Raw genomic sequence first — 24697 nt, 5'->3', positions numbered from 1 at the left:
CTTCAGAGCTTACCGATGACGGTAGTGGTGCTTGTTCTTGCGATGCCCATAGGCATGACCACGGCCTGGATGGCCATCGCGGTAGTAGCGACGGTCGTCACGGTCGCGGTCGCGATAACGGCGGTCGTCGCGGTCACTTTCGTTACCCATGTAGTTGCCCAGTGCACCGCCCGCGCCACCGCCGGCCGCCGAGCCGATCAGTGCGCCGGTACTGCCGCCGACACTGCGGCCCACGACGTTGCCGCCAGCTGCGCCCAGTGCGCCGCCAATGGCGGCTTCGCCACGGCTGCGCTTGTCGGCGCCGACCGCACTACCACCCGCGCCGCCCAGGGCCGCGCCGATGGTCGAACCGGTATTGCCGCCCAGCTGCTGGCCGACAACAGAACCTAGAACCCCGCCCAATGCGCCGCCTACACCGGCTTCGGTGGTGCCACCGGCCATGGCTGCGCCACTGACCAGGCCAAGGGACAACAAGAGAATCGAGGAAAACTTCATTCAGGGAAACCTCAAGGGGATGACGGCGCGATCCTGAGGTTGTATCGAGCCGCTGACAATCGAAATCCGACCGGCGGCAGAGGTTGTATACAATTTGCTAAGTTGCTGTTTTCTATGGGGAACTTAAGTTGTTTTTACAGGTCTTTAGTTACTTCGGAACGGCCGCTTTTATGCAAAAGCGGCCTTTTTTGTGCCCGTAGAATATGTAGAGATTGTGCGGGCCTCGAAAGCGGTCGTTCAAACAACAAAGATCCCGGGTCAGGCCGAGCGCGCCATGATCAACCCAGTATCACTCGCCGCCTCCAGACGAATCGCGACGAACTTCGACGTTGGCGTATGGCTGCCGTCGCCGGTGCTTTCCAACGGCACCAGTGGGTTCACTTCCGGGTAGTACGCTGCCGCCTGTCCGGCCGGTATATCAAACGCCAGTAAGGTAAAGCCCTTCACCCGGCGCTCACGGCCGTCCTCCCACAGCGACACAATGTCGGCCTTCTGCCCTGGCTTGAAGCCCAGGCGGATGATGTCGGCTTCGTTGACGAACAGCACGTCACGCTGGCCCTTGACGCCACGGTAACGGTCGTCCAGGCCGTAAATAGTGGTGTTGTACTGATCGTGGGAGCGCATCGACTGCATGATCAGGTCTGGTACCCGGCCCGTGGCGTGGGTGCGTTCGTGGATCAGGTCTTTGGGCAGGATGTTAGGGCGGAAATTGGCGCGGCCCGACGGCGTGTTCCAGCGACGTGCACCGGCCGAGTTGCCAAGGTAAAAACCACCTGGGTGCTTGATGCGTTCGTTGAAATCCTTGAAGCCCGGGATGGTGTCGGCGATCAGGTCGCGGATGCGCCCGTAGTCGGCTACGAGCCAGTTCCAGTCCACCGGTGTGCTGCCCAGGGTGGCGGCGGCAATTCCGGCGAGGATCGCGGGCTCGGATTTCATCAGCGCCGACAGCGGTTGCAGTTGGCCATTGGAGCCATGGACCATGCTGAACGAATCTTCCACCGTCACCGCTTGCGGGCCGTCGGCCTGGATGTCGATATCAGTACGGCCCAGGCACGGCAGGATCAGTGCGTCTTTACCGTGCATCAGGTGGCTGCGGTTGAGCTTGGTGCTGATTTGCACGGTGAGGTCGCAATTGCGCAGGGCTTCGAAGGTACGCGGGCTGTCTGGCGTGGCTTGGGCGAAGTTGCCGCCCAGGCCGATAAACACCTTGGAGCGGCCTTCGAGCATGGCGTGAATCGCTTCCACCACGTTGTGACCATTGTCTCGCGGCACCTGAAACTGGAAACGACGCTCCAGCGCGTCAAGGAACGCCACCGGTGGGCGCTCGTTGATGCCCATGGTTCGATCGCCCTGCACGTTGCTGTGACCGCGCACGGGGCACAGGCCGGCACCAGGGCGGCCGATATTGCCACGCAGTAGCATCAGGTTGGCGATTTCCTGGATGGTCGGCACCGAGTGACGGTGCTGGGTAATCCCCATTGCCCAGCACATGATCACGTTCTTGCCTTTGGCGTACATGCGCGCCGCTTGCTCGATCTCGACCAGGGTCAGGCCGGATTGCTCGACGATTTCTTCCCATGAGGTGTCGTCGATCTGGCCCAGATACTCCAGTACGTTGGCGGTGTGTTCATTGAGAAAGTCATGGTCGAATACCGCTTCCTTGCCTTCGGCCAGCGCTTGGCGTTCCCACAGCAGCAGGAACTTGGCCATGCCGCGCAGGATCGCCATGTCGCCGCCCAGGGCCGGGCGGAAGTAGGCAGTGTTGGTCGGCTTGTCGCCGTTAGTGAGCATTTCGAGCGGATGTTGCGGGTGCTGGAAGCGCTCCAGGCCGCGCTCTTTCAGGGGGTTGATGCACACCACCTGGGCGCCGCGTTTCACCGCTTCGCGCAACGGTTCAAGCATGCGCGGGTGGTTGGTGCCGGGGTTCTGGCCCCAGACGAAAATAGCGTCGGCATGTTCGAAGTCGTCAAAGGTCACGGTGCCTTTGCCCACGCCCACACTCTGCGCCAGGGCTACGCCGCTGGCTTCGTGGCACATGTTCGAGCAGTCCGGGAAATTGTTGGTGCCGTAGGCGCGCACAAACAACTGATACAGGTAGGCGGCTTCGTTGCTGGCGCGACCCGAGGTGTAGAACTCTGCCATGTCCGGGCTGGGCAAGGCGTTGAGGTGCTTGCCGACCAGGTCAAATGCCGCATCCCAGCTGATGGGGGTGTAGCGGTCGGTTTGTGCGTCATAGCGCATCGGCTCGGTCAGGCGGCCCTGGTATTCCAGCCAATAGTCGCTTTGCTCCAGCAATGCCGTGACGCTGTGCTTGGCGAAGAAGGCTGCATCGACGCGGCGCTTGGTGGCTTCCCAGTTGACCGCCTTGGCGCCGTTTTCGCAGAACTTGACCATGCCGCTTTCCGGCGAGTCGCCCCAGGCGCAGCCCGGGCAGTCGAAGCCGCCGTTCTGGTTGGTCTTGAGCATCATGCGCAGGTTTTTAAGCGCGTTATCGCTGGTCAGCCAGGCTTGTGCCACGCTGATCAGGGCGCCCCAGCCGCCGGCCGGGCCTTTATAAGGCTTGTAGCGCGGAGTTGGGGTTTGGTCGGCTTGGTGGTGAAGGCTCATGGCTGGTGCTCCATCGCTGGGCTGTAGACCCGTGGCGCGCTTTTCTGCGGCAGGTGGATGAGATTGAGGTTGTGCCGGCGTGCCCATTGCAAGGCCAGGCCGGTGGGCGACGACAGGCTGACCAGGGTCTGGATGCCTGCACGCAAGACTTTCTGGATCAATTCAAGGCTGCAGCGGCTGGTAACAATCGCCAGGCCGCCGTCGGTCGGAATCTTTTGGCGGATCAACGCGCCGATCAATTTATCCAAGGCGTTATGCCGGCCGATGTCTTCACGGCCCAACAGCAATTCGCCTTGATCGTTCATAAACACCGCCGCGTGCACTGCTCCGCTGTACTGGCCCAACGGTTGGAACGCACTGATGCGCTGGCGCAGGCCGTCGAGCCATTGCGCTGGCGGCAAGGGCGCGCCGGGCAGCACTTGAAGGTCGGGCAGGGCCTGTTCAACCGCTTCTACACCGCACAGGCCGCAGCCGCTGGTGCCCGCCAATTGGCGGCGCTGCTGCTTGAGGTTCCAGAAGGCCCGGCTGGAAATCTGTACCTGAGCATACTGAGCGGAGCCCGCGCCGCTGATTTTTAGATCATAAATGTCGCTAACGTCGGCAATAATGCCGCTGCCGAGGCTGAAGCCGACGATAAAATCCTCAAGATCAGTCGGTGTGACCAACATGACAGCCTGACTGATATCGTTATAGGCAATGGCCAACGCCACCTCTTCGGCCAACGCAGTGCTGCCGACTTCAGTGTGTTCAAGATTGCAGTATTGGTAGCTCTGGCTGGCGGCGGGCGCGGGCGTTTCAAGGGCGGGCGCCGCGCAGGTTGGGCGCTTGGCGTTCATGGGGCAGTACCACCGACGGATTGATCAGTGTTCAGACTAGGCGCGACAAAGGGTCGCGTCTAATTGCCAGTATTGATGTATTGATAGATGGCGTCGATCAAGGTTCCCGCCCATTTCGCCGGGGGCTTATTCCAGGGACGGCGGATCTGGATACTTTTGAGTCTTTAGCCGGTTTGGAACCCAAGTCTGCTGGACTGGTCTAGTCTTGGGCATCTGGAAATTAAACCCCAAGGAGAGCGCACCATGAGTATTTTTAGCTTTATCAAAGAAGCCGGCGAAAAGATTGTCGACCTGTTGACGCCGGGTAATGCGAATGCCAGTGAGCAGCTGAAGGAGCATGTGAGCAAGGTGGGCCTGGGTAATCCAAACGTGCAGACTACGGTGGATGGCGACAAGGTCACTGTGACTGGTGAAGTGGCGAGCCAGGAAGAGAAAGAAAAGATCCTTTTGGCGCTGGGTAACATTGCTGGCGTGGCAAGCGTAGACGACCAGATCACTGTAACTGGTCCAGTAGTCGTGGCTTCACGCTTTGTTGTTGTGAAAAGCGGTGACACTCTCAGCGCAATCTCTAAAACGGTTTATGGCGACGCGAATAAGTACGACAAGATTTTCCAGGCTAACAAGCCGCTGCTGTCGCACCCGGACAAAATCTATCCAGGCCAGACACTGCGTATCCCTGAGTAATACGCAGGACAAAATGTGGGAGGGGGCTTGCTCCCGATGGCGGTGGTTCAGCACCTGATACTTGGCTGATACACCTCCATCGGGAGCAAGCCCCCTCCCACATGGGTTCAGAGCCCGACAATGAGATTGCGGTAATCCTCTACTGCCGCAAACTCTGCGGTGTCCTTCGGGCCTTTCTTGCTATCAGGCTCTTTAACTGCCAGCAAATGCCCCACGCCGAAATCCCGGGCACTGCGCAGGATCGGCAAGGTGTCATCTATAAACAGACTACGGGCCGGGTCAAAGTGGATATCGGCTTGCAACGCTTCCCAGAACTGTGGGTTTTCCTTGGGAAAACCGTAGTCATGGGAGCTGATCAATCGCTCGAAATACGGCGCCAGTTCAATGCGTTCCAACTTCAATGACAGCGAATCACGATGAGCGTTGGTGATCATGATCACGCGCTTGCCGGCCTGTTTGATCGCCTTCAGAAAAGTATCGGCATCCGGGCGCAGGGCGATCAGGTGGGCGGTTTCCAACTTGAGTTCGCGCACCGGGATCGCCAGTTCAGTGCTCCAGAAATCCAGGCAATACCATTGCAACTGTCCGGCGTTACGCTCAAACAACGGCTGCAACTCCATTTCGGCCATGGCCCGGCTCACGCCGTGCAGTTCGGCGTAGCGGTGGGGCAGGTGTTCCATCCAGAAATGGTTGTCGTAATGCAGGTCGAGCAGGGTGCCGTCCATGTCCAGCAGGACGGTGTCGATGGCGTGCCAGGGCAAAGAGGGCATGGTGCGTTCTCATGTAAGTAAAGATATCCGACACAGACAATCGGAAAAGCCACGGTATAGTAACCCGATCACGCCAAGGAGCCGCTTATGCGCCAGAAACCCACCGTCCTCGCCCGCGAAATAGTCGCCAGTAGCCGTTTGTTCCGCGTGGAGGAAGTGCAGTTGCGCTTTTCCAATGGCGTTGAACGGACCTACGAGCGCCTGGTGGGGCGCGGCGCGGGCTACGGCGCGGTGATGATTGTGGCGATGATCGACGAGGATCATGCATTGCTGGTCGAAGAATACTGCGGTGGCACTGACGAATATGAATTGTCCTTGCCCAAAGGTTTGATCGAGCCCGGCGAGGACGTGCTGGCGGCGGCGGACCGCGAGCTCAAGGAAGAAGCTGGCTATGGCGCACGGCAGTTGGAGCACATCACCGAGCTGTCGTTATCGCCGGGCTATATGAGCCAGAAAATTCAGGTAGTACTGGCCACCGACCTTTACGAAGAGCGCCTGGAGGGCGATGAGCCTGAGCCGATGCGCGTGGACAGGGTCAACCTGCGGGAGCTTTCGGCGCTTGCGCAAAACGAGCAATTCAGCGAGGGCCGAGCGCTTGCCGCGCTGTACCTGGTACGCGATCTGTTGACCCAGCGTGGAGCGTTCAACGCATGAGCGAACTGTTTTTAGGCCACCCGTTTATCGCCCCCGTGATTGAGCTGGCCCGCCAGGCCGGCGAAGCTATCCTGCCCTACTGGCGCGCCAATGTAGCCGTGACCTCCAAAGCGGATGATTCGCCGGTGACGGCTGCCGATCTGGCCGCTCACCATCTGATTCTCGCGGGCCTGACCGCGCTCGATCCGAGTATTCCGGTACTCTCCGAAGAAGACGCCGATATCGATCTGAGCGTGCGTGCCCAGTGGCAGCGCTGGTGGCTGGTGGACCCATTGGATGGCACCAAGGAATTCATTTCCGGCAGCGAAGAATTCACTGTCAATATTGCCTTGATCGAACAGGGCCGCGTGGTGTTCGGCGTAGTGTCGATGCCGACCACTGGCCGTTGCTACTTCGGTGGCGCGGGCCTTGGGGCATGGCGTTCAGATGTGAAGGCCGCACCCAAGCAGATCCAGGTACGCCAGACCCCGGCCGTGGGCGAAGCCTTTACTGTGGTCGCCAGTCGTCGGCATACCAGCCCTGAGCAGGAACGCCTGCTGGATGGCTTGAGCGAAGGTTTGGGCGCGCTGAAGCTGGCGAATATCGGCAGCTCGTTGAAGTTTTGCCTGCTGGCCGAAGGCAGTGCTGACTGCTATCCGCGCCTGGCACCGACCTCACAGTGGGATACCGCTGCGGCACAGGGCGTACTGGAAGGCGCGGGAGGTGAAGTGTTGGAGTTGAATGGTCAGCCGTTCAGCTACCCGGCGCGGGAATCGCTATTGAACCCGTTCTTTCTGGCGCTGCCAGCCAAGGCCGCATGGCGTGAGCGCCTGTTGACCCTGGCCAGATCTTAAGATCACTGCAGAGCAAAATGTGGGAGCATCGCTTGCCCGCGATGGCGGAGTGTCAGTCATACAGGTATTGGCTGATCCACCGCTATCGCAGGCAAGCCAGCTCCCACTTTTATTTTATGTAATGGCTGCTAGCGGTGCAGGACGTACTGGCCGGTAAAGGCCACTGCACGCTCCTCACTGCCTTCATTCACAATCCATGTCTGCAGCGCCAACCGCGCGCGTCCATAACGCTTGTACGTCGCCAGGAAACGCTTCCACACTTTTTCTTCCGGCGCCGCGCAAATGGCCGTCGCATCCTGCGTCACCGGCAGAGGATAGCTGATCTGCCCTTCCTGAATCACGATATGACCGTCTTCTATCCCCGCTTCGCGCAGCTTCAGGTGCAGCCAACCCCAGCCTGCCAGTACGGCGCCACAGTACAGGCTGCCACCGAACATGGTGCTTTTGTGGTTGATATTGGCTTGCAAGGGCAGGTGCAGCTGCAGTTGGTCGTGTCGCCAGTCGAGCACCTTCAGACCCATCTCCCGGGTGAGGGGAATGTCGTGGTGAAGGACGGCTTCCAGGTAACGGCTGTCGCGGCTCATAGCGGTCTCTTGGTGGTAGGCGGATTCATTCGTCGTCGGCGCTGTGGCTGGTGCTGTCGGCGAAGTTCAGACCGTGTTTGCGCAACTTGTCGTGCAAGGTCTTGCGCGGCACGCCCAACGCTTCGGCGAGGCTGCGCACGGAGCTGTGAGGGCGGGTGAGTTCGGCGGCGATCAGGCTTTTTTCGAACTGCTCGACTTGCTCGCTCAAGCCGCCGGGCGTGGACGTCAGCACGCCGGCGGCGGGATTGTCCTGGGCGCTATCGAGCGCCAACTCCAGGCCCAGGGCGAAACGCTCAGCGGCGTTTTGCAGTTCCCGCACATTGCCCGGCCAGCTATGGCGCAATAATAGCGCGCGTTGGCCCGGTTGCAGCTCATGCAGGGGCAGGCCGTGGCGGCTGCTGGCCTCGTCGGCGAAGTGCTGGAACAGCATCAATGCATCTTCACCGCGCTCGCGCAGAGGCGGGATGCGTAGCGGTGCGACGTTGAGGCGGTAATACAAGTCGGCACGGAAACGGCCCTGGTCAGCGGCTTGGCGCAGGTCTTCCTTGGTGGCGGCGATAATGCGGATATCCAGCGGAATCAGCTGATTGCCGCCCAAGCGCTCCACCACGCGCTCCTGCAACAGGCGCAGCAACTTGACCTGCACATCCAGGCTCATGCTTTCGATTTCATCGAGAAACAGCGTGCCGCCATTGGCGAACTCGAACTTGCCGATGCGGCGTTTCTGCGCGCCGGTGAACGCCCCCGGCTCATGGCCGAACAGTTCGCTTTCTACCACCGATTCGGCCAGCGCCCCGGCGTTGATCGCCACAAATGGGCCACTGCGGCGGCTTGAAAGATCATGCAGGGCGCGGGCGACGACTTCTTTGCCAGCACCGGTTTCGCCCAGGATCAGCACATCGGCCTTGGTCGCGGCCAAGGCACCAATCTGCTCGCGCAGGCGCAACATTTGCGGGGAGTGCCCCACCAGGCGCGTGCTCAGTTGCTGACGATCGCTGAGAGCCAGGCGCAGGCTGCGGTTGTCCAGCACCAGGCGACGCAAGGCCAGGGCGCGGCGCACGCTGTCGAGCAGTGCGTCGCTGGCGAAGGGTTTTTCGAGGAAGTCATACGCGCCGGCACGCATCGCCTGCACCGCCAACGGTACGTCGCCGTGGCCGGTGATCAGCAGCACCGGCAGGTCCGGGTCCTGGCCATGCAGTTCGGCCAGCAGCTCCAGGCCGTCCATCCCGGGCATACGGATGTCGCTGACCACCACGCCAGGCCAGTCGCGGGACAGGCGTGCGGTGAGGCCGGTGGCTTCGCCCAGGGGCAGGACTTTGAGTCCGGCCAGGTCCAGGGTTTGGCACAGGGCTTGACGCAGGTGTGGATCGTCGTCGATCAACACCACCTGAATCTGGTTGTCGATGCTCATACACTGCGGTCCTCGGACGGTTGCAGACTGACGCCCGGCGAGCCGGCACGCAATTTCAAGGTTAACAGCGCGCCGCCTTCCTTGTGGTTGGCGAACAGCAGTTCGCCACCAAAGGCGCGCATCAGGGTGTCGCAGATTGCCAGGCCCAAGCCCAGGCCCTGGGTGCGCGTCTTGGTGGTGTAGAACGGCTCGCTGGCGCGGCCCAGGGCTTCCATGCAAAAGCCTGGGCCGTTGTCGCGAATGTACAGGTTGACGCCCTGGGGCGTGGTTTCGGCACTCAGCCAGAGTTTGCGCGGCGGGCCTTTTTCAGTGAGGGCGTCCAGGGCGTTGGCCAGCAAGTTACCCAGTACCTGGCGCAGACGGGTTTCGCCGGCCTGCACCCATAGGGTTGCTTCCGGCAGGTCGCGGATCAATTCCACTTCCATCGAGCGCCGCCGCTTGGCCAGCAACGCCAGGGCGTCATCCAGGGCCGGTTGCAAGGCTACGCTCTCCGGTGCGTGACGATCACGGCGAGCGAATGCACGCAAATGGGCGATGATCGAGGCCATGCGCCCGGTCAGCTCGCTGATCAGTTTGAGGTTGCCGCGGGCATCGCTGGTGCGCTCATGGTCGAGGAGGATTTCGGCGTTTTCTGCATAGCTGCGAATCGCCGCCAACGGTTGGTTCAGCTCATGGCTGATACTCGCCGACATGGTGCCCAAGGCGGAGAGTTTACCGGCCTGGACCAGGTCGTCCTGGGCGCGCACCAGTTCCTGCTGGGCGTGTTCGCGCTCCAACACTTCCTGTTTCAGGCGCCGGTTCAGGCCCTCCAGGTCGCTGGTACGCTCGGCCACGCGCATTTCCAGCTCACGGCGGGCCTTGGCTTCGAAGGCGATGCGTTCCAGGTAGTGCCGACGGCGCTGCATCAACAATCCCAGCAACAGCATCAGCACCAACAACGTGGCACCGCCCACGGCGACAACCGTGCGCACCGGACGGTTGATCAGCGAGCGTGGCGCCAGGATTTCCACATTCCAGCCGGTTTCGGCGATGGCCGTGGATTGGCGCAGCCAGGCGCTGCTGCTCAGGCTCAGCGGCTGTGGGTCACGGGTGGGGTAGGGCTGTATGGCGATGATGGCCTGGCGCTCTTCGGCGGTCAGTGGCCGCGTGGCGCGGAAACGCCATTGCGGGCGCGAGGTGAGGATCACCACGCCGTTATGGTCGGTGACCAGCAGTTGTTCCGGGGTATTGCCCCACAGGCTTTCGGTGTGATCAAGGTCGACCTTGACCACCAGCACGCCGATGATGGTGTCGCCGTCACGCACCGCGGCGGCGAAGAAGTAGCCGCGCTTGGCTGAGGTGGTGCCCAGGCCGAAAAACCGACCCAGGCGCCCGGCCATGGCTTCGCTGAAATAGGGGCGAAAGGCGAAATTGCGCCCGACGAAGCTGTCTTGTTTGTCCCAGTTGGAAGCGGCAAGGGTCTTGCCAGTGGTGTCCATCAGGTACATCACTTCCACACCCGCCTGGGCGGCGACATCCTTGAGCAACAGGTTGGCATTGGCCAGGTTGGTACTGACGTGAGGTGCGTCCAGGGCGATGCGCAGGGCCGGCAAATCGCCGAGGATTTGCGGCAATACTTCGTAGCGATGCAAGGTGCCCAACAGGTTGGCGACATACAGGTCGAGAGTCTGGCGGTTTTGCCCGGCCAATTCGCTGCGGTAGTAGCGCTCGGCCAAATGCTCCAGCGGCCACAGCAGCGGTGCCAAGCACAATGCCAGCAGGGCGAGGCTGCGCCAGCGGGGTCTTCGCGGAAGGGGTGGAGTCATGGGGAGTGTGCGCCTGTGGGTACAGGCGCATTATGCCTAGTGCTGCTTGGCAAGACACTCGTGCAATGCATCTTGCCAATGGGGCTGGCTGACGTGCCATTGCTGTTGCAGACGCGAGCAATCCAGGCGCGAGTTCAGCGGGCGCTTGGCGGGGGTGGGGTAGGCACTGGAAGGGATCGGCTCCAGTTCGGCGCAGGCTTTGCCTTCGATCCGCAATTGCTCGCCAATGGCTTGGGCAAAGCCGAACCACGAGGTCTCACCTTGTGCGGTGAGGTGGTAAACCCCCCAGTCCCCGGCCTTGCCAGCCTGCCACTGCTGAATCAGCGCGCGGGTGCTGCTGGCGATGGTCCCGGCCCAGGTCGGCGCGCCGATCTGGTCGGCGACGATGCGCATCTGCGGTTTTTCCTGCAGCAGGCGCTGCATGGTCAGCAGGAAATTCTTGCCATGGCTCGAATACACCCAACTGGTGCGCAAGATCAGGTGTTCGCCACCCACGGCAGCAATCGCCTGTTCACCCGCCAGTTTGCTCTGACCATAGACACCCAAAGGGTTGGGTGTGTCGCTTTCGATGTAAGGGGCAGGTTTGCTGCCATCGAACACGTAGTCGGTCGAGTAATGAATCAGCGGGATGCCCAGTGCCTTGGCTTCCTCGGCGAGGATGCCGGGGGCGATGGCGTTGATCGCAAAGGCTGCGTCCGGTTCGCTCTCGGCCAGATCCACGGCCGTGTGAGCTGCCGCGTTGATGATCAGGCCAGGGCGGTGGGCGCGTACCTGTTGGCGGATGAGGTCAGCGTCGGCCAGGTCAAGCTGGTCGCGGCCCAGGATGACGAGTTCGCCAAGACCCTGGAGCCGCTGTTGCAGCTCCAGGGAGACTTGGCCGTGTTGGCCGGTGATTAATATTTTCATGGGAACAGGTCGGCTTCCATCAGCAGTTTTCCGACCTGGTCTTTGGCAGACAATTGCGGCGGCTCGACCAGCTCCCAGTCGATAGCCAGCGTTGGGTCATTCCAGAGAATGCTGCGCTCGGCGCTTGGCTGGTAGTAATCGGTGGTTTTGTACAGGAACTCTGCGTGGTCGCTCAACACCACGAAACCATGCGCAAAACCTTCCGGCACCCACAATTGACGATGGTTCTGTGCCGACAGGCGTACACCCACCCAGTGTCCGAAGTTTGGGGAGCTGCGACGGATGTCGACGGCTACATCCAGCACTTCGCCGTGAGTGACACGCACCAGCTTGCCTTGAGTGTGCTCAAGCTGATAGTGCAAGCCCCGCATTACGCCTTTTTGCGAGCGCGAGTGGTTGTCCTGCACAAAATCACGCTTGAGCCCGGTAGCTGCTTCAAAAGCGCGGGCGTTGAAGCTTTCGTAGAAGAAACCGCGCTCATCACCGAATACCTTTGGCTCAAGGATCAGCACGCCGGGTAGTGTGGTTTCAACTACGTTCACTGGGTCTCTCCGGCGAGGGAATACAGGTACTGGCCATAGCCGGTCTTGCCGAAGTATTTGGCGCGTTCCAGCAGATAGTCGCGGTCGATCCAGCCATTTTCGTAGGCGATCTCTTCCAGGCAAGCCACTTTCAAGCCCTGGCGGTGCTCGATGGTCTGCACGTAAGTCGAGGCCTCCAGCAGGCTGTCATGGGTGCCGGTGTCGAGCCAGGCAAAACCGCGACCGAAGCGTTCTACATGCAGGTCGCCGCGCTGAAGATAGGCGTTGTTGACGTCGGTGATTTCCAACTCGCCGCGCGGCGAAGGCTTGACGGCCTTGGCGATCTTGATCACGTCGTTATCGTAGAAATACAGGCCGGTGACGGCATAGGGTGACTTGGGCTTCGCCGGTTTTTCTTCGATGGACAGGGCGCGGCCCTCTTTATCGAAATCAATCACACCGAAGCGCTCCGGGTCTTTTACCCAGTAGCCGAATACCGTAGCGCCCGATGAACGCTCGGCTGCAGTGCGTAATTGATCACCAAAATGTTGGCCGTGGAAGATGTTGTCCCCCAGAATCAGGCACACGGCGTCATCACCGATGAACTCTTCGCCAATGATAAATGCTTGAGCCAACCCGTCTGGAGACGGCTGTTCGGCATAGGTGAAATGCACGCCAAACTGGCTGCCATCTCCCAGCAGGTTTCGGTACTGTGGCAAGTCTACCGGCGTGGAGATCACCAGGATGTCCTTGATCCCGGCAAGCATCAGCACGGATATCGGGTAGTAGATCATGGGTTTGTCGTACACCGGCAACAGCTGTTTGGACACTCCCAGAGTAATGGGGTGCAAGCGGGTGCCGGAACCGCCAGCCAATACGATGCCCTTCATCATGCGATTAGATCCTTCAAGTCGGTGTTGCCCAATCGTTCGCCCTGATAACTACCGTCCTGGACCCTGCGGCACCATTCCAGGTTATCGAGGTACCACTGCACGGTTTTGCGCAGTCCTGTCTCAAAGGTTTCTTCCGGGACCCAGCCCAGTTCGCGTTCGATCTTGCTGGCGTCGATGGCGTAGCGCTGGTCGTGGCCAGGGCGATCCTTGACGAAGGTGATCAGGTCAGTGAATTTTTCCACGCCGGCGGGGCGCTGCGGCGCCAGCTCTTCCAGCAGGCCGCAAATGCCACGTACCACGTCGATGTTCTTCTGCTCGTTATGACCACCGATGTTGTAGGTCTCGCCCACCACCCCAGTGGTGACCACTTTGAGCAGTGCACGGGCATGATCCTCGACGAACAGCCAGTCACGTACCTGCAAACCGTCGCCGTAGACAGGCAGTGGCTTGCCCGCCAAGGCGTTGAGAACAACCAGCGGGATCAATTTTTCGGGGAAGTGGAATGGCCCGTAGTTGTTCGAGCAATTGGTCAGCAGTATCGGCAGGCCGTATGTACGCTGCCAGGCGCGTACCAGGTGGTCGGATGCCGCCTTGCTCGCGGAGTAGGGAGAGCTGGGCGCGTAAGGCGTGGTTTCGGTGAAGAGATCGTCTACGCCGTGCAGGTCGCCATACACTTCGTCAGTGGAAATGTGGTGGAAGCGGAACGCGCTTTTGGCCGGTTCTGCCAGCTTCTGCCAGTAAGCCCGTGTGGCTTCCAGCAGGCTGTAGGTGCCAACGATGTTGGTCTGGATAAAATCCGACGGACCGTCAATGGAGCGGTCAACGTGGGACTCGGCCGCCAAGTGCATGATCGCATCAGGTTCAAAGCGTGCGAGTACGGCGCTGACGGCGGCCTGGTCGATGATATCGGCCTGGACAAACTCATAGCGGCTGTTGGACGCGATGCTGGTCAGCGATTCAAGGTTGCCGGCATAGGTGAGCTTGTCCAGATTGAGCACTTCATGTTCGGTATCTTGAATCAAATAGCGGATCAGGGCTGAGCCGATAAAGCCAGCGCCGCCAGTAACGAGAATGCGCATATCGGAGGGCCCTTTCCTTAGATGGACATTAAGCGAATGAAGCATAGCTTGAGTTGTGTGGGCCGGGTGGTGCAAGTCCGGCGTTTACTGGGGGTTGCCTTGTGACCCGGAACAATGGCGATATAGACGTCTGAAAAAACAAAGGTCGTCACAATGTCGTTAGCCACATTGACCCACCGCGCCAGTTTACCTTGCCCACAAGTAAGCCCCGACCAGGCGGCAAGCCTGCTCGAGCGGCATTATGGGATGAGCGGTGTGCTGCAAGCGTTGGGCAGTCAACAAGACCTCAACTACAAGATTGACAACGCCCAGGGCCGTTTTGTTCTCAAAATCTGCCGCGGTGACTACGCCGCCGTTGAACTCGAGGCCCAACACGCGGCCCTCAATAGTCTGCAAGCACATGACCATCTGCGCGTGCCCAAGGTGATTCAAGCGTTGGATGGTAATGAGCTGCTGACGGTAGACGTGGACGGGCACACCCTGCACCTGCGGCTACTGGAGTACATCGACGGCCAGCCCCTCACGCATTTACCGCACCTGGGCCGCGATGTGATCGCAGGCTTCGGTGAGCTGTGCGCGCAGATGAGCCTCGCGCTGCAAGGTTTCGAGCATCCGGGCCTTGCGCGCACCCTGCAGTGGGATCCGCGCCATGCGCAGGCGTTGATCACTCACCTGCTGGCAACCTTGCCTGACCTGCCGCAACGCGCCGTATTGGAGCGCGTAGCCACGCAGGTCGAGGCGTATGTCCAACCGTTGGCACCACGCCTGCCGTGGCAAGCGGTACATCTGGACATCACCGATGACAATGTGGTGTGCCAGCGTGATGCCCAGCGGCGCTGGCGTATCCACGGCGTGATTGATTTCGGCGATTTGGTGCACACCTGGCGGATTGCTGACCTGTCGGTAACCTGCGCGTCCCTGTTGCACCACGCTCACGGTGACCCGTTTGCGATTCTGCCGGCAATCCAGGCCTGTCACGCGGTGATGCCGTTACAGCGCGAAGAGTTGGAGGTGTTGTGGCCGCTGATCGTCGCACGCGCGGCGGTGCTGGTGCTCAGCAGTGAACAGCAGCAACGCCTGGACCCGGATAACACGTATTTAAAGAAAAACGCTGAGCACGAGTGGGAAATTTTCCATGTTGCGACGGCGGTGCCGTTTGCGCTGATGCAAGCGGCGATTCTCACTGGCGTTGGCGAGACGTTGCCACCGGTTGCCAGCCATGACTTTGCACCCTTGTTGCCGGGCCTGGTGGGCCGCGAGTTCGCGCTGATCGACCTGGGCGTACTCAGCCCGCATTGGGAGGCCGGTAATTGGGAAACCCCGGGAATAGATCGGCGGTTGCTGGCTGAAGCAGCGGCAGTACATGGGCTGGCGGCCAGCCGGTATGGGCAATACCGCTTGTCGCGTACCTGTGCCGACAGCGCGGTAGAGCCGCAGACCTTCCCCCTCCATGTCGAACTGCACCTGCCCCACGGCAGCGTGCTGCAAGCCCCCTTTGCAGGCACGCTGCGTGAAGGCGCCGATGGCTTGCTGTGCTTGCACGACCCTAGGCTGAGCCTGCGTGTGTGGGGCTTAAAAACGTCACTCACGCCTGGAGCGTTGGTGGTGAAAGGGCAAGTAATGGGGGAGGTTCACGCGCCGTTGACTGTGCAGTTATGCAGCGCCGACCTTGAACCGCCACTGTTCTGCACGCCCTCCCGAGCCTCGGCCTGGCAGGCGTTGTGCCCGTCACCGGCGGCGCTGTTGGGGCTGGCCTGCGATGCCGAGCCGGAACTGGACCCGCAGGCTCTGCTGGCCCGGCGTGATGCCAGCTTCGCCCGCTCCCAGAAGCATTACTACGTGGACCCGCCACGTATCGAGCGGGGCTGGCGCAACCACCTGATCGACATGCAGGGCCGATCCTACCTGGACATGCTCAACAACGTAGCCGTGCTGGGCCATGGTCACCCGCGCATGGCCGCGGTGGCAGCGCGGCAGTGGTCGCTGCTCAACACCAACTCGCGGTTTCACTATGCTGCGATTGCCGAGTTTTCCGAACGGTTGCTGGCGCTGGCGCCCAAGGGCATGGACCGCGTGTTCCTGGTCAACAGCGGCACCGAAGCCAATGACCTGGCGATTCGCCTGGCCTGGGCCTACAGCGGTGGACGCGACATGCTCAGCGTGCTGGAGGCGTACCACGGCTGGTCTGTGGCGGCAGACGCCGTGTCCACATCAATTGCCGATAACCCCCAGGCATTGAGCAGCCGCCCGGACTGGGTGCACCCGGTGACAGCACCCAATACCTACCGCGGCGAATTCCGCGGGCCGGACAGCGCACCGGACTACGTGCGAAGCGTGGAACACAACCTGGCGAAAATTGCCGCAAGCCAGCGCCAGTTGGCCGGATTTATCTGTGAGCCGGTATACGGCAATGCCGGGGGCATCTCTCTGCCGCCGGGTTATTTACAGCAGGTGTATGGCTTGGTTCGTGCCCAGGGGGGCGTGTGCATCGCCGATGAGGTGCAGGTAGGGTACGGCCGCATGGGCCACTTCTTCTGGGGCTTTGAAGAGCAGGGTGTGGTGCCCGACATCATCACCATGGCCAAAGGCATGGGCAACGGCCAGCCTTTGGGGGCGGTGATCACCCGTCGAGAAATTGCCGAGGCGCTGGAGGCCGAAGGGTATTTCTTCTCGTCATCGGGGGGCAGCCCGGTCAGTTGTCAAATCGGCATGGCGGTGCTGGACGTGATGGAAGAAGAGAAACTCTGGGAAAACGCCCAGGTGGTTGGCGGGCATTTCAAGGCTCGGCTGCAAGCGCTGATCGACCGCCATCCTCTAGTCGGAGCGGTACACGGTTCGGGCTTCTATCTGGGCCTGGAACTGGTGCGTGACCGACACACCCTGGAACCAGCGACGCAAGAGACGGCGCTGTTATGTGATCGTCTTCGGGAATTGGGGATTTTCATGCAGCCTACGGGTGACTACCTGAATATTCTCAAGATCAAACCGCCGATGGTGACCACCCGGCAAAGCGTGGACTTCTTTGTCGACATGTTGTCGAAAGTACTGGATGAGCAGCTGTGATAGATCGATTGTTATCGGCTATTTTGTGTAATATTCGGGATCTATAATCGTTAAGCGCTTCCAAAGCCGATTTTTATCCATATCAAGTCGGTCTTCACCCCATTCGGAGTTTTGAACGCCATGACCACCCTGCACAGTACACCTCGCGCCGATGGCTTCCATATGCCTGCCGAATGGGCGCCACAGACCCAAACCTGGATGATCTGGCCCGAGCGCCCCGACAACTGGCGTCTGGGCGGCAAGCCTGCGCAGGCCGCCCACGTGGCTGTGGCCAAGGCCATCGCCCGCTTTGAGCCCGTGACCGTTGCGGTTTCCGCCGGCCAGTACGAGAACGCCCGTGCGCGCCTGGATGTACCCAATATTCGCTTGGTGGAAATGTCTTCCGACGATGCCTGGGTCCGCGATACGGGCCCCACGTTCGTGATCAACGACAGCGGCGAGGTGCGGGGCGTGAATTGGGATTTCAATGCCTGGGGTGGTTTTGACGGTGGCCTGTATGCACCGTGGAACCGTGACTCCCAGGTAGGCGGCAAGATCCTAGAGATCGAGCGCGCGCCGCGCTATCGCACCAAAGGCTTCGTGCTTGAAGGGGGTTCGATCCATGTGGATGGCGAAGGCACCCTGATCACCACCGAAGAGTGCCTGTTGAACCGCAATCGCAACCCGCACCTGGATCGTGCGGCCATTGAAGCTGTACTGGCTGATCACCTCGCGGTGGATAAGATCATCTGGTTGCCGGATGGCCTGTTCAACGACGAAACCGATGGCCATGTGGATAACTTCTGCTGCTATGTGCGCCCGGGCGAAGTGTTGCTGGCCTGGACCGATGACCCGCAAGATCCGAACTACTCGCGCTGCCACGCAGCCATGGATGTGCTGCAAAACAGCACCGACGCCAAGGGGCGCGCGTTCATCGTGCATAAAATGCCGATCCCGGGACCGCTGTATGCCACCGAGGAAGAATGCGCCGGTGTCGACCCGGTGGACGGCAGCCAGGAACGTAACCCGAGCGTGCGGTTGGCCGGGTCCTACGTCAACTTCCTGATCGTCAACGGCGGCATCATCGCGCCGAGTTTCGATGACCCGCTGGACCACCAGGCCAAACAAATCCTGCAGAGCCTATTCCCGCAGCATGAAGTGGTGATGGTGCCGGGTCGCGAACTGTTACTGGGGGGAGGCAATATTCATTGCCTGACCCAACAGCAGCCCGCACCGCACAGAAATTGAGTGCAGTTGTAACGGTGCTTTGAGGGCGCGTGTGCGCTGCGCAACCGCAGTGTTCCAGCCAAGCCCGCGACCCAGCCAGGTCGCGGGCTTTTTTGTATCTGAATGCCAAGGCGGACGGCACATTGGCATAGCTCTTGTATCGCTGTCGGCACAGTGAATCTGTGCGATGACTGCGCAGTTCTGTCACAAACCTTGAGTAAGTTAGCCGCTCACGCAGCAGGAGAGAGCGCTGAAATGAATGCCGATATCGACCTGATGAACATGCGCACGTTTCACCCCTTGCGAGTCAACGGCGATGCGATCCATGCGTTGGCGCTGTGGTTGAAGGCAAACCGCTCGCGCCAGGTCAGTCAGGTGCCTGACTTGCGCAGGGTGATGAGAGAACGCTACCCGGTGGGGTTGTTCACGGAGGATGAAGTGCAGGCGTTATGCGAGTTGATGAGTAAGTGAAGGCACACTGCAGTCAGTGTGCCAGATGAAATATTAGAAACTGTAGGTACCGGTGACCACCAGGCTACGCGGCTCCCCTGGTTGAATCTGCGCCGCACTGGTCGCCGAGGCGTAGTAATTTTTGTCGGCAATATTGTTCAGCGCCGCCCTCACGTCCCACTCTTTCTGACGGAACCCGGCCAGCGCGTCCCAGCGCCCGTATCCCGGCAGTACCACGGTGTTGAGGCTGTCGGCGTAGCGATCACCCACCAGGGTCAAACCGGTTTCGGCGTACCAGCCCATTTCCGGTTTCCAGGTGATGAACACGCTGGCATTGCGCTTGGCCACGTCGCTGATACGTTTGCCTTCAAAGCCGTTGTTGTCCTTCTCCACCTTGGCGTCCTGCAGGCCTACACCGCCGCGTACGTACCAGTTGTCGATGATCTTGCCGGTGGCCGTCAGCTCCACGCCGCGTGAGCGTTGCTCGCCGGTGAGCAGGGTAATGGTGCGGTCCAGCGGGTCGCTGGTGCGGCGGTTGTAGAGTTCCAGCTCGTACACGGCGAGCGTGGTGCTCAGGCGGTCGTCGAACCAGTCGCTCTTCACGCCGATTTCCTTCTGCTTGGTCAGCTCCGGGCTAAGGTCGTTGACGTTCCCGGCGGCGTTCGGCGTGATACCGATCAGGCCGCCGCCCGCTGGCGAGAAGGTCTTGCTCCACGAGGCATAGAACGAATGATGCTCCAGCGGCGTCCACACCAGGCCGACGCGCGGGCTGGTGCTGTGGCTCTTCACGTTCTCCTGGGTGTTGAGCACCTTGCTGGTGGTGTCCACTTCAAAGCGGTCATAACGCAGCCCGCCCAAAAGTTGCCACTGGTCGTTCAGGCGCAGTTGATCCTGCACGTACAGCGCGCTGCTTTCGACTTCAGTGTGGTTGTAACTCGACAGTCGCATGCTCCCGGTGTGGCTCAGGCGGCGATTGGGTTGGTTGAGGTCCAGGCTGGGGACCGTCCTGGCATCCCGAGCCGAGTACAGCTTCGGGTCGCGCCGCTGGCTGCCCAGCTCGATACCGGTGAGCAGGCGATGCTCCAGGCCAAATGTGTCGAAACCACCCTCCAGCTCAAGGTTGTTGAAAACATTGCGGGTGGTCAGGTCTTGCTGCCAGTGTTGGCGGCTGACGCTGTTGGTTTTCGCGTCGTAGCCGGTCTGGTAGGTGTTGTCGAAATCGCTGTCGAGCTTGAACACACCGAGGGTGTGGCGCAGTTGCCAGTTGGCGTTGAGCTCGTAGGCGAGCTTGGAGCGCAGTGACTGGGATTTATCGTCGATGTAGTCGCCGTGATCGAAATAAGTGGTGCTGCGGCTCACATCCGCCGGGCGCCCGTTGACCCCGGGAATGCCACGGTCCGGCGTGCGGTTGTAGCGGCTGTATTCGTATTGCACCAGCCAGTTCAGGTCGGGCGTGAGCTGCCAGCTCATCGACGGCGCAAACAACTGGCGGTTGCCGCTGACGCCATCGCGAAAGCTGTTGTTGTCCTGGTTGCCCATGTTCAGACGCAGGCTGATGGTGTCGCTCGGGTCAGCGCTCAGGTCGGCATACAGGCTGCGCAAATCGTTGCTGCCACCTTGGGCTTCGATACTCGACTTATGACCCGGCGTGGGCAATTTGCTTACGCGGTTGACGATACCGCCCTGGCCGCCGCGCCCGTACAGCACGGCGGCCGGGCCCTTGAGCACTTCGATACGCTCGATGTTGTGCAGGTCGCGCACATACTGGCTGTCGTCGCGAATGCCGTCCAGATAGAAGTCATTGCTGGCGTCGAAACCGCGTATGCGCAGGCTGTCGAAGCGTGTGTCGGCGCCGCTGCTGACGTTGGGAATACCGCTTAACGCCTGGCCCAGGTCGTTGGTGCCGTAGGACCGCAGATTGTCGGTTTTTACCGAGTCGATCGCCTGGGGCACATAGCGTACGGAGGTCGCGGTGCGCGTGGCGGTGTTGGTCTCTTTGACGCGTGGGTCGTCTTCGTCAGCTTCGGCGTTGATCGAGGTCTCGGGCAATACAGTAGTCGCGCAGGCAAAACCGGCAGACAGCAGCATGGAGAGCCCAAGGGCGATGGGCGTCAGGCAAGGGGTGGGCATGGGGGTGTATCCAACAGGTTGGGCAGGAAATTTGCGCGAATGGTAATGCTTTGCATTTGCGCGTGTTATCTATTCCCTGTCGTGTCGCTGGCAGATTTGTTACTTGATGTGTTTTTTATCGGTGCCGTAGGTCATTCAATCGTTTTCAGCGTAGTGCTTTAGCTCGCCCCTTAGACGAATATCGCCTAAATACAGACGATTCACGAAATTGACACATAGTTCAACGCCCGCATAGGATTGCGCCCAACGCCTGTGGCTCACCGCCATGACTTACTCCAATAAAAAAAGGCCCGCGGCAGTTCAGTCGTCCGCGGGCTTTCTTTTTGCGGCAAAGGTCGACACCAGAAATAGCAACATGGAGCCTGGTGTCACAGCGCGTACTCAACCCGTAATAAGGAATATAAGAATATGTTGAAGCAACGGATGAGTCTGATCGCTCTGGGGATTTTGAGCGCATCGACAGCAATGGCAAACGACCAGGAGCAATCCAAGGGGTTTGTTGAAGATAGCCACCTGAACATCGCCGCACGTAACGCCTACATCAGCCGTGACTACAAAAACGGCAAGCAGGACAAAGCTGAATGGGGCCAAGGCTTCATCGGCAAGTTCGAGTCCGGCTTCACCCAAGGCACCGTGGGTGTGGGTGTGGACGTGATTGGCCAATACGCTATCCGCCTGGACGGTGGTAAAGGCCGCAGCGGCGCTGGCGGTATCGACTTCTTCAAGCAAGGTGACAGCGGTGAAGCCGCCAACGACCTGGCCAAAGGCGGCGCGGCCGTGAAGGCGCGTATCTCCAACACCGTGATCAAATACGGTCAGCAAATGCCGGCCGTACCGGTCCTGCAGTACGATAACTCGCGCTTGCTCTCGGAAACCTATGAGGGCACCTCGATTGTTTCCAAAGAGATTGCCGGCCTGCAACTGGACGCCGGTCACTTCACCAAGGAAGCTCGCAAGAGCGCCGAGGGCAGCGACAGCGGCCGCTTGAAGAGCATCAACTACATCGGCGGTAGCTACAAATTCACCGAAAGCCTGTCGGCTGCCCTGTATGCCTCCGACATGCAAGACGTGCTGAAAAAGCAATACGTCAACGTCAACTACGTGCTGGCCCTGCCAGAGAAGCAGTCGCTGACGTTTGACTTCAACGGCTACAAAACCAAGCTTGATCGCAGTTTCGCCCTGGAAAACCAAGGTGATGCGGACGCGCGCGACAACAAGATCTGGAGCCTGGGCGCGACTTGGGCCGTTGGTGCGCACAGCTTCACCATCGCTCACCAGCGCAGCACCGGCGACACTGGCTACCTGTACGGCGGCTACCGCAACGCTGGCGGCATCGGCGACGGCGGCAATACCATCTTGCTGGCCAACTCCTACTGGTCTGACTTCAACGGCAAGGACGAGCGTTCCTGGCAAGCAGGTTACGGCATCGATTTCGCCACCTTCGGCGTACCGGGCCTGACCTACAACATTGCCTACGTGCGTGGCACCAACATCGACGACGGCACCGGCCGTGGCGATGGCACCGAGCGTGAAATCTGGAACCAGTTCAAGTACGTCGTACAGAGCGGCCCAGCCAAAGACCTGAGCCTGCGTGCTCGCGCCTCGTGGCTGCGCGTTTCCAACAACGCCAGCAACTACAACGTAGGCGGTAACGAAATCCGTCTGTTCGCCGACTACCCGATCAACGTTTTCTAATTGATCGAGCGTCGTGCCTGATGCCAGGCAATAAAAAACCCCGACTGGTTCGGGTTTTTTTTATGCCAGGTGCGAATGTTGCCGCCTAGGCCTTGGCCGGTGCGAGCTTCTTGCAGTTTTCCTTGCGTGTCGGGTACTGCTCGCACTTGCGCAACACCGTTTGCACCTGCTGCACATTCTGCAGTTGCTGGTTGGCCAACAGCTTTTCGGTGATGAACAGCTCCTCCGAGCCCAGATTGCGTTCAGCCTTGTCGATCATCGCCAGGGCCGATTGCCCATCACCCCGCTTGAGGTGGTAGCTGATCATCAAGTCATAGGTGGAGGGGCCGGCCAGGGACCAGTCCTTGATCGCCTGCAACTCTTTCACCGCTTCGCTGTTTTTGCCCTGGGCCAGGCGCACGGTATAGGCCGTGCGCCGAATGCTCGGCTGGTCCTTGACCGGTGATGCCAGGGCCTTGCGGATAAACCCTTCAGCATCCGGCACTTTGTTTTTCTCCAGGGCATCGATGGCGAAGTACGCGTCTTTATAACCCTGTAAGGCCTTCGCCACTTGCGGCGTAGTCTTCATCTTCGACCAGCTTTGTGGGTTGACCCGAGCGCGGCGTTCCTGGCGATATTCGCGTTGCAAGTACTGGCGCAGCTCGGTGTCGCGGTCCATCGCCGACATGTGCGAGCGGTTGAAGTATTGCGTGGTTGCGGTGATGCCGGTGGTCAAGCCGTCCTTGACCAGCACGTCCAGCTCTTTGGTGAACTGGTTGAGATTGAACTGCTGCAGCGAATCCTGCATGGCATTCTTGCGCGCCGTGAGGAAGCCCGTGAGCAAGGGTTTCTGCTTGCCCTGGAAGTCGTTGAGGCGCTCCAGACTATGGGTGGCGGCACGCGGGGCGTAACCGGCGCGGATCATCAAGTCGGTGCCGAGCAGGTCGGCCTGGTCTTCCTGGCTGCGGCCCCAGGCGGTGCTCCATACCTGATCGGAAAAGGTATTGGCCAGTGCGGTGTACAGCACGGTGTTACCGATGGTCTTTTGCGTGCCGGCCGGGTCTTTACTGAACAGTTTCATCGTCCCGGAGCTGCGGTCGACGCCCGTATCGGCCGCTATGGTGGCCAAGGCGACCGTGGAGGCGACGGTGGTGAACATGTCTTTCTGCTGCTGGAAGGCAGCCATGCGGTCATGGTGATGCAGCAACACGTGGCTCATTTCATGGCCAAGCATCGCCGCGATTTCGTCTTCGCTGGCGACGTTGTCCAGCATACCCAGCGGCACGAACAGGTTGCCGTAAGGGTCTGCCGATGGCCCGAAACCATAACTGTCGGTGATCTTCACCTGCAGCGGCGGCAACTCCCCCGGCCAGCCCTTGGACAAGCGCGTGACAATGCCCTGCAAGTAGCCTTGCAGCATCGGGATATCCACCAGGTTCTGCTGACGCGCTTCGGCAGCCGGCACCGCCCGCCCGTCGTAGCTCAGGCGCTGTTGGCTCTGGCGCTGTGGGTCGAGCTTGTAATACTGGCGTACGTCAGTGTTGTCCACGTAGTGGCCCTGGACCCGGGATTGGGTCGAAGGCCCCACCAGGTTCAGGAACGCCTGGTCCGCGCCCTTCAAGGTGGCGCAACCGCTGAGCACCGAACTGGCCAATAGGCTGGCCGCGACTAGATATCCCTTCACCGCACCGCTCCTTTTATTGATTGCAACCGGCACCAAAACCAATGGTGGAGTTATTGCGGCTGTCTTTGGCCTGGCTTTTGGTCAGGCCCTGGCAGGGCAGGTCGACGACGTTCAGCGGCGGCTCGATGCGCAGTTCCATGGTGTCCAGCCAGACCTTCTGGCCCGCCAGCTCGACCTGCACAAGGTCCAGCGCCTGGTTGTACTGCAACACCGGTACGGGCTGGGTGGGCGCATCCTTTTTCGCCAACTCACGTTGTTGCTTGCCTTGCTCGTCCAGTACGGTCACCGGGTCGGCCAGGAACGCTTTGATACTGTGAGTTTCCGCCCAGGCACCCTGGGTGAAGAGGGCGGTGAGCAAAACGATGAGACTTCTGTTCATCCTTGAATTCCTTGAGTCAAATGACAAAACGGC

The 24697-nt window shown here is 60.3% G+C and carries 21 protein-coding genes; 7 read left to right on the top strand and 14 right to left on the bottom strand.

What is annotated here, in order from left to right; translation table 11 throughout:
- Positions 1–9: 9 nt before the first annotated feature.
- The 3 genes from J1G33_RS09900 to fdhD form a co-directional block, all read right to left on the bottom strand.
- Complete coding sequence (locus J1G33_RS09900) at positions 10–495, bottom strand: glycine zipper domain-containing protein (protein ID WP_005783837.1); 486 nt, start codon at positions 493–495, stop codon at positions 10–12.
- A gap of 258 nt (positions 496–753) precedes the next feature.
- Entirely contained in the window at positions 754–3102 is a 2349-nt protein-coding gene (locus J1G33_RS09895; protein ID WP_223018001.1) for an FdhF/YdeP family oxidoreductase, read from the bottom strand.
- Positions 3099–3938 carry a formate dehydrogenase accessory sulfurtransferase FdhD gene (fdhD, locus tag J1G33_RS09890; protein WP_005783839.1) on the bottom strand — a complete coding sequence of 280 codons (840 nt, stop codon included), beginning with the start codon at positions 3936–3938 and terminating at the stop codon, positions 3099–3101. The genes J1G33_RS09895 and fdhD overlap by 4 nt, the downstream gene beginning before the upstream one ends.
- A 243-nt stretch (positions 3939–4181) precedes the next feature.
- Here fdhD and lysM point away from each other — a divergent pair, with 243 nt between their 5' ends.
- On the top strand, positions 4182–4622 hold the full coding sequence (lysM, locus tag J1G33_RS09885; RefSeq protein ID WP_032878398.1) for a peptidoglycan-binding protein LysM: 441 nt from the start codon (positions 4182–4184) through the stop codon (positions 4620–4622).
- A gap of 107 nt (positions 4623–4729) precedes the next feature.
- Here the strand turns inward: lysM and yrfG are convergent, their stop codons facing one another.
- A complete protein-coding gene (yrfG, locus tag J1G33_RS09880; protein ID WP_103733979.1) occupies positions 4730–5392 on the bottom strand; it encodes a GMP/IMP nucleotidase in 663 nt (220 codons plus the stop codon).
- A gap of 87 nt (positions 5393–5479) precedes the next feature.
- Between yrfG and nudE the strand changes: the two genes are divergently transcribed.
- Complete coding sequence (gene nudE / locus J1G33_RS09875) at positions 5480–6046, top strand: ADP compounds hydrolase NudE (protein WP_005783845.1); 567 nt, start codon at positions 5480–5482, stop codon at positions 6044–6046.
- The gene (gene cysQ, locus J1G33_RS09870; RefSeq protein WP_005783847.1) at positions 6043–6879 is read left to right on the top strand and encodes a 3'(2'),5'-bisphosphate nucleotidase CysQ; all 837 of its coding nucleotides are present in this window, start codon (positions 6043–6045) and stop codon (positions 6877–6879) included. Before nudE ends, cysQ begins: the two co-directional genes overlap by 4 nt.
- Positions 6880–7007: 128 nt before the next feature.
- Here the strand turns inward: cysQ and J1G33_RS09865 are convergent, their stop codons facing one another.
- From J1G33_RS09865 to rfbB, 7 genes are read right to left on the bottom strand one after another with little or no spacing between them, the layout of a single operon-like run.
- Positions 7008–7463 (bottom strand): thioesterase domain-containing protein, encoded by a 456-nt coding sequence (locus J1G33_RS09865; RefSeq protein WP_148853131.1) that lies wholly within the window; start codon positions 7461–7463, stop codon positions 7008–7010.
- A gap of 25 nt (positions 7464–7488) precedes the next feature.
- Positions 7489–8874 (bottom strand): sigma-54 dependent transcriptional regulator, encoded by a 1386-nt coding sequence (locus tag J1G33_RS09860; RefSeq protein ID WP_032878393.1) that lies wholly within the window; start codon positions 8872–8874, stop codon positions 7489–7491.
- A complete protein-coding gene (locus tag J1G33_RS09855) occupies positions 8871–10679 on the bottom strand; it encodes an ATP-binding protein (RefSeq protein ID WP_078820045.1) in 1809 nt (602 codons plus the stop codon). Before J1G33_RS09855 ends, J1G33_RS09860 begins: the two co-directional genes overlap by 4 nt.
- Positions 10680–10715: 36 nt before the next feature.
- Positions 10716–11585 carry a dTDP-4-dehydrorhamnose reductase gene (gene rfbD, locus J1G33_RS09850; RefSeq protein ID WP_148853126.1) on the bottom strand — a complete coding sequence of 290 codons (870 nt, stop codon included), beginning with the start codon at positions 11583–11585 and terminating at the stop codon, positions 10716–10718.
- On the bottom strand, positions 11582–12127 hold the full coding sequence (gene rfbC, locus J1G33_RS09845) for a dTDP-4-dehydrorhamnose 3,5-epimerase (protein WP_223018000.1): 546 nt from the start codon (positions 12125–12127) through the stop codon (positions 11582–11584). Before rfbC ends, rfbD begins: the two co-directional genes overlap by 4 nt.
- Positions 12124–12999, bottom strand: coding sequence for a glucose-1-phosphate thymidylyltransferase RfbA (gene rfbA, locus J1G33_RS09840; protein ID WP_148853123.1), 876 nt, complete (start codon positions 12997–12999; stop codon positions 12124–12126). Before rfbA ends, rfbC begins: the two co-directional genes overlap by 4 nt.
- Positions 12996–14078: a dTDP-glucose 4,6-dehydratase gene (rfbB, locus tag J1G33_RS09835; protein WP_223017999.1), complete on the bottom strand. Its 1083-nt coding sequence runs from the start codon at positions 14076–14078 to the stop codon at positions 12996–12998. The genes rfbA and rfbB overlap by 4 nt, the downstream gene beginning before the upstream one ends.
- Before the next feature lie 153 nt (positions 14079–14231).
- On the opposite strand from rfbB, the gene J1G33_RS09830 reads away from it, so the two are divergent.
- From J1G33_RS09830 to J1G33_RS09820, 3 genes are all read left to right on the top strand, one after another.
- Entirely contained in the window at positions 14232–17141 is a 2910-nt protein-coding gene (locus J1G33_RS09830) for an aminotransferase (RefSeq protein ID WP_223017998.1), read from the top strand.
- Positions 17142–17261: 120 nt separating this feature from the next.
- Positions 17262–18368 carry an agmatine deiminase gene (gene aguA / locus J1G33_RS09825; RefSeq protein ID WP_223017997.1) on the top strand — a complete coding sequence of 369 codons (1107 nt, stop codon included), beginning with the start codon at positions 17262–17264 and terminating at the stop codon, positions 18366–18368.
- A 234-nt stretch (positions 18369–18602) separates the two neighbouring features.
- Positions 18603–18818: a hypothetical protein gene (locus tag J1G33_RS09820; protein WP_223017996.1), complete on the top strand. Its 216-nt coding sequence runs from the start codon at positions 18603–18605 to the stop codon at positions 18816–18818.
- Between the two features lie 33 nt (positions 18819–18851).
- Here the strand turns inward: J1G33_RS09820 and J1G33_RS09815 are convergent, their stop codons facing one another.
- Positions 18852–20927: a TonB-dependent siderophore receptor gene (locus J1G33_RS09815; protein WP_194439843.1), complete on the bottom strand. Its 2076-nt coding sequence runs from the start codon at positions 20925–20927 to the stop codon at positions 18852–18854.
- Positions 20928–21335: 408 nt separating this feature from the next.
- Here J1G33_RS09815 and J1G33_RS09810 point away from each other — a divergent pair, with 408 nt between their 5' ends.
- Positions 21336–22622, top strand: coding sequence for an OprD family porin (locus J1G33_RS09810; protein ID WP_148853114.1), 1287 nt, complete (start codon positions 21336–21338; stop codon positions 22620–22622).
- Between the two features lie 85 nt (positions 22623–22707).
- Here the strand turns inward: J1G33_RS09810 and J1G33_RS09805 are convergent, their stop codons facing one another.
- Positions 22708–24285 carry a M48 family metallopeptidase gene (locus J1G33_RS09805; RefSeq protein WP_223017995.1) on the bottom strand — a complete coding sequence of 526 codons (1578 nt, stop codon included), beginning with the start codon at positions 24283–24285 and terminating at the stop codon, positions 22708–22710.
- 13 nt (positions 24286–24298) lie between these two features.
- Entirely contained in the window at positions 24299–24664 is a 366-nt protein-coding gene (locus J1G33_RS09800; RefSeq protein ID WP_223017994.1) for a hypothetical protein, read from the bottom strand.
- Positions 24665–24697 lie beyond the last annotated feature (33 nt).

The organism is Pseudomonas sp. P867 (assembly GCF_019891455.1).
Lineage (GTDB): Bacteria > Pseudomonadota > Gammaproteobacteria > Pseudomonadales > Pseudomonadaceae > Aquipseudomonas > Aquipseudomonas synxantha_A.
Note: the sequence above shows the minus strand (reverse complement) of the source record. Positions and strands in the feature narration are given on the sequence as shown.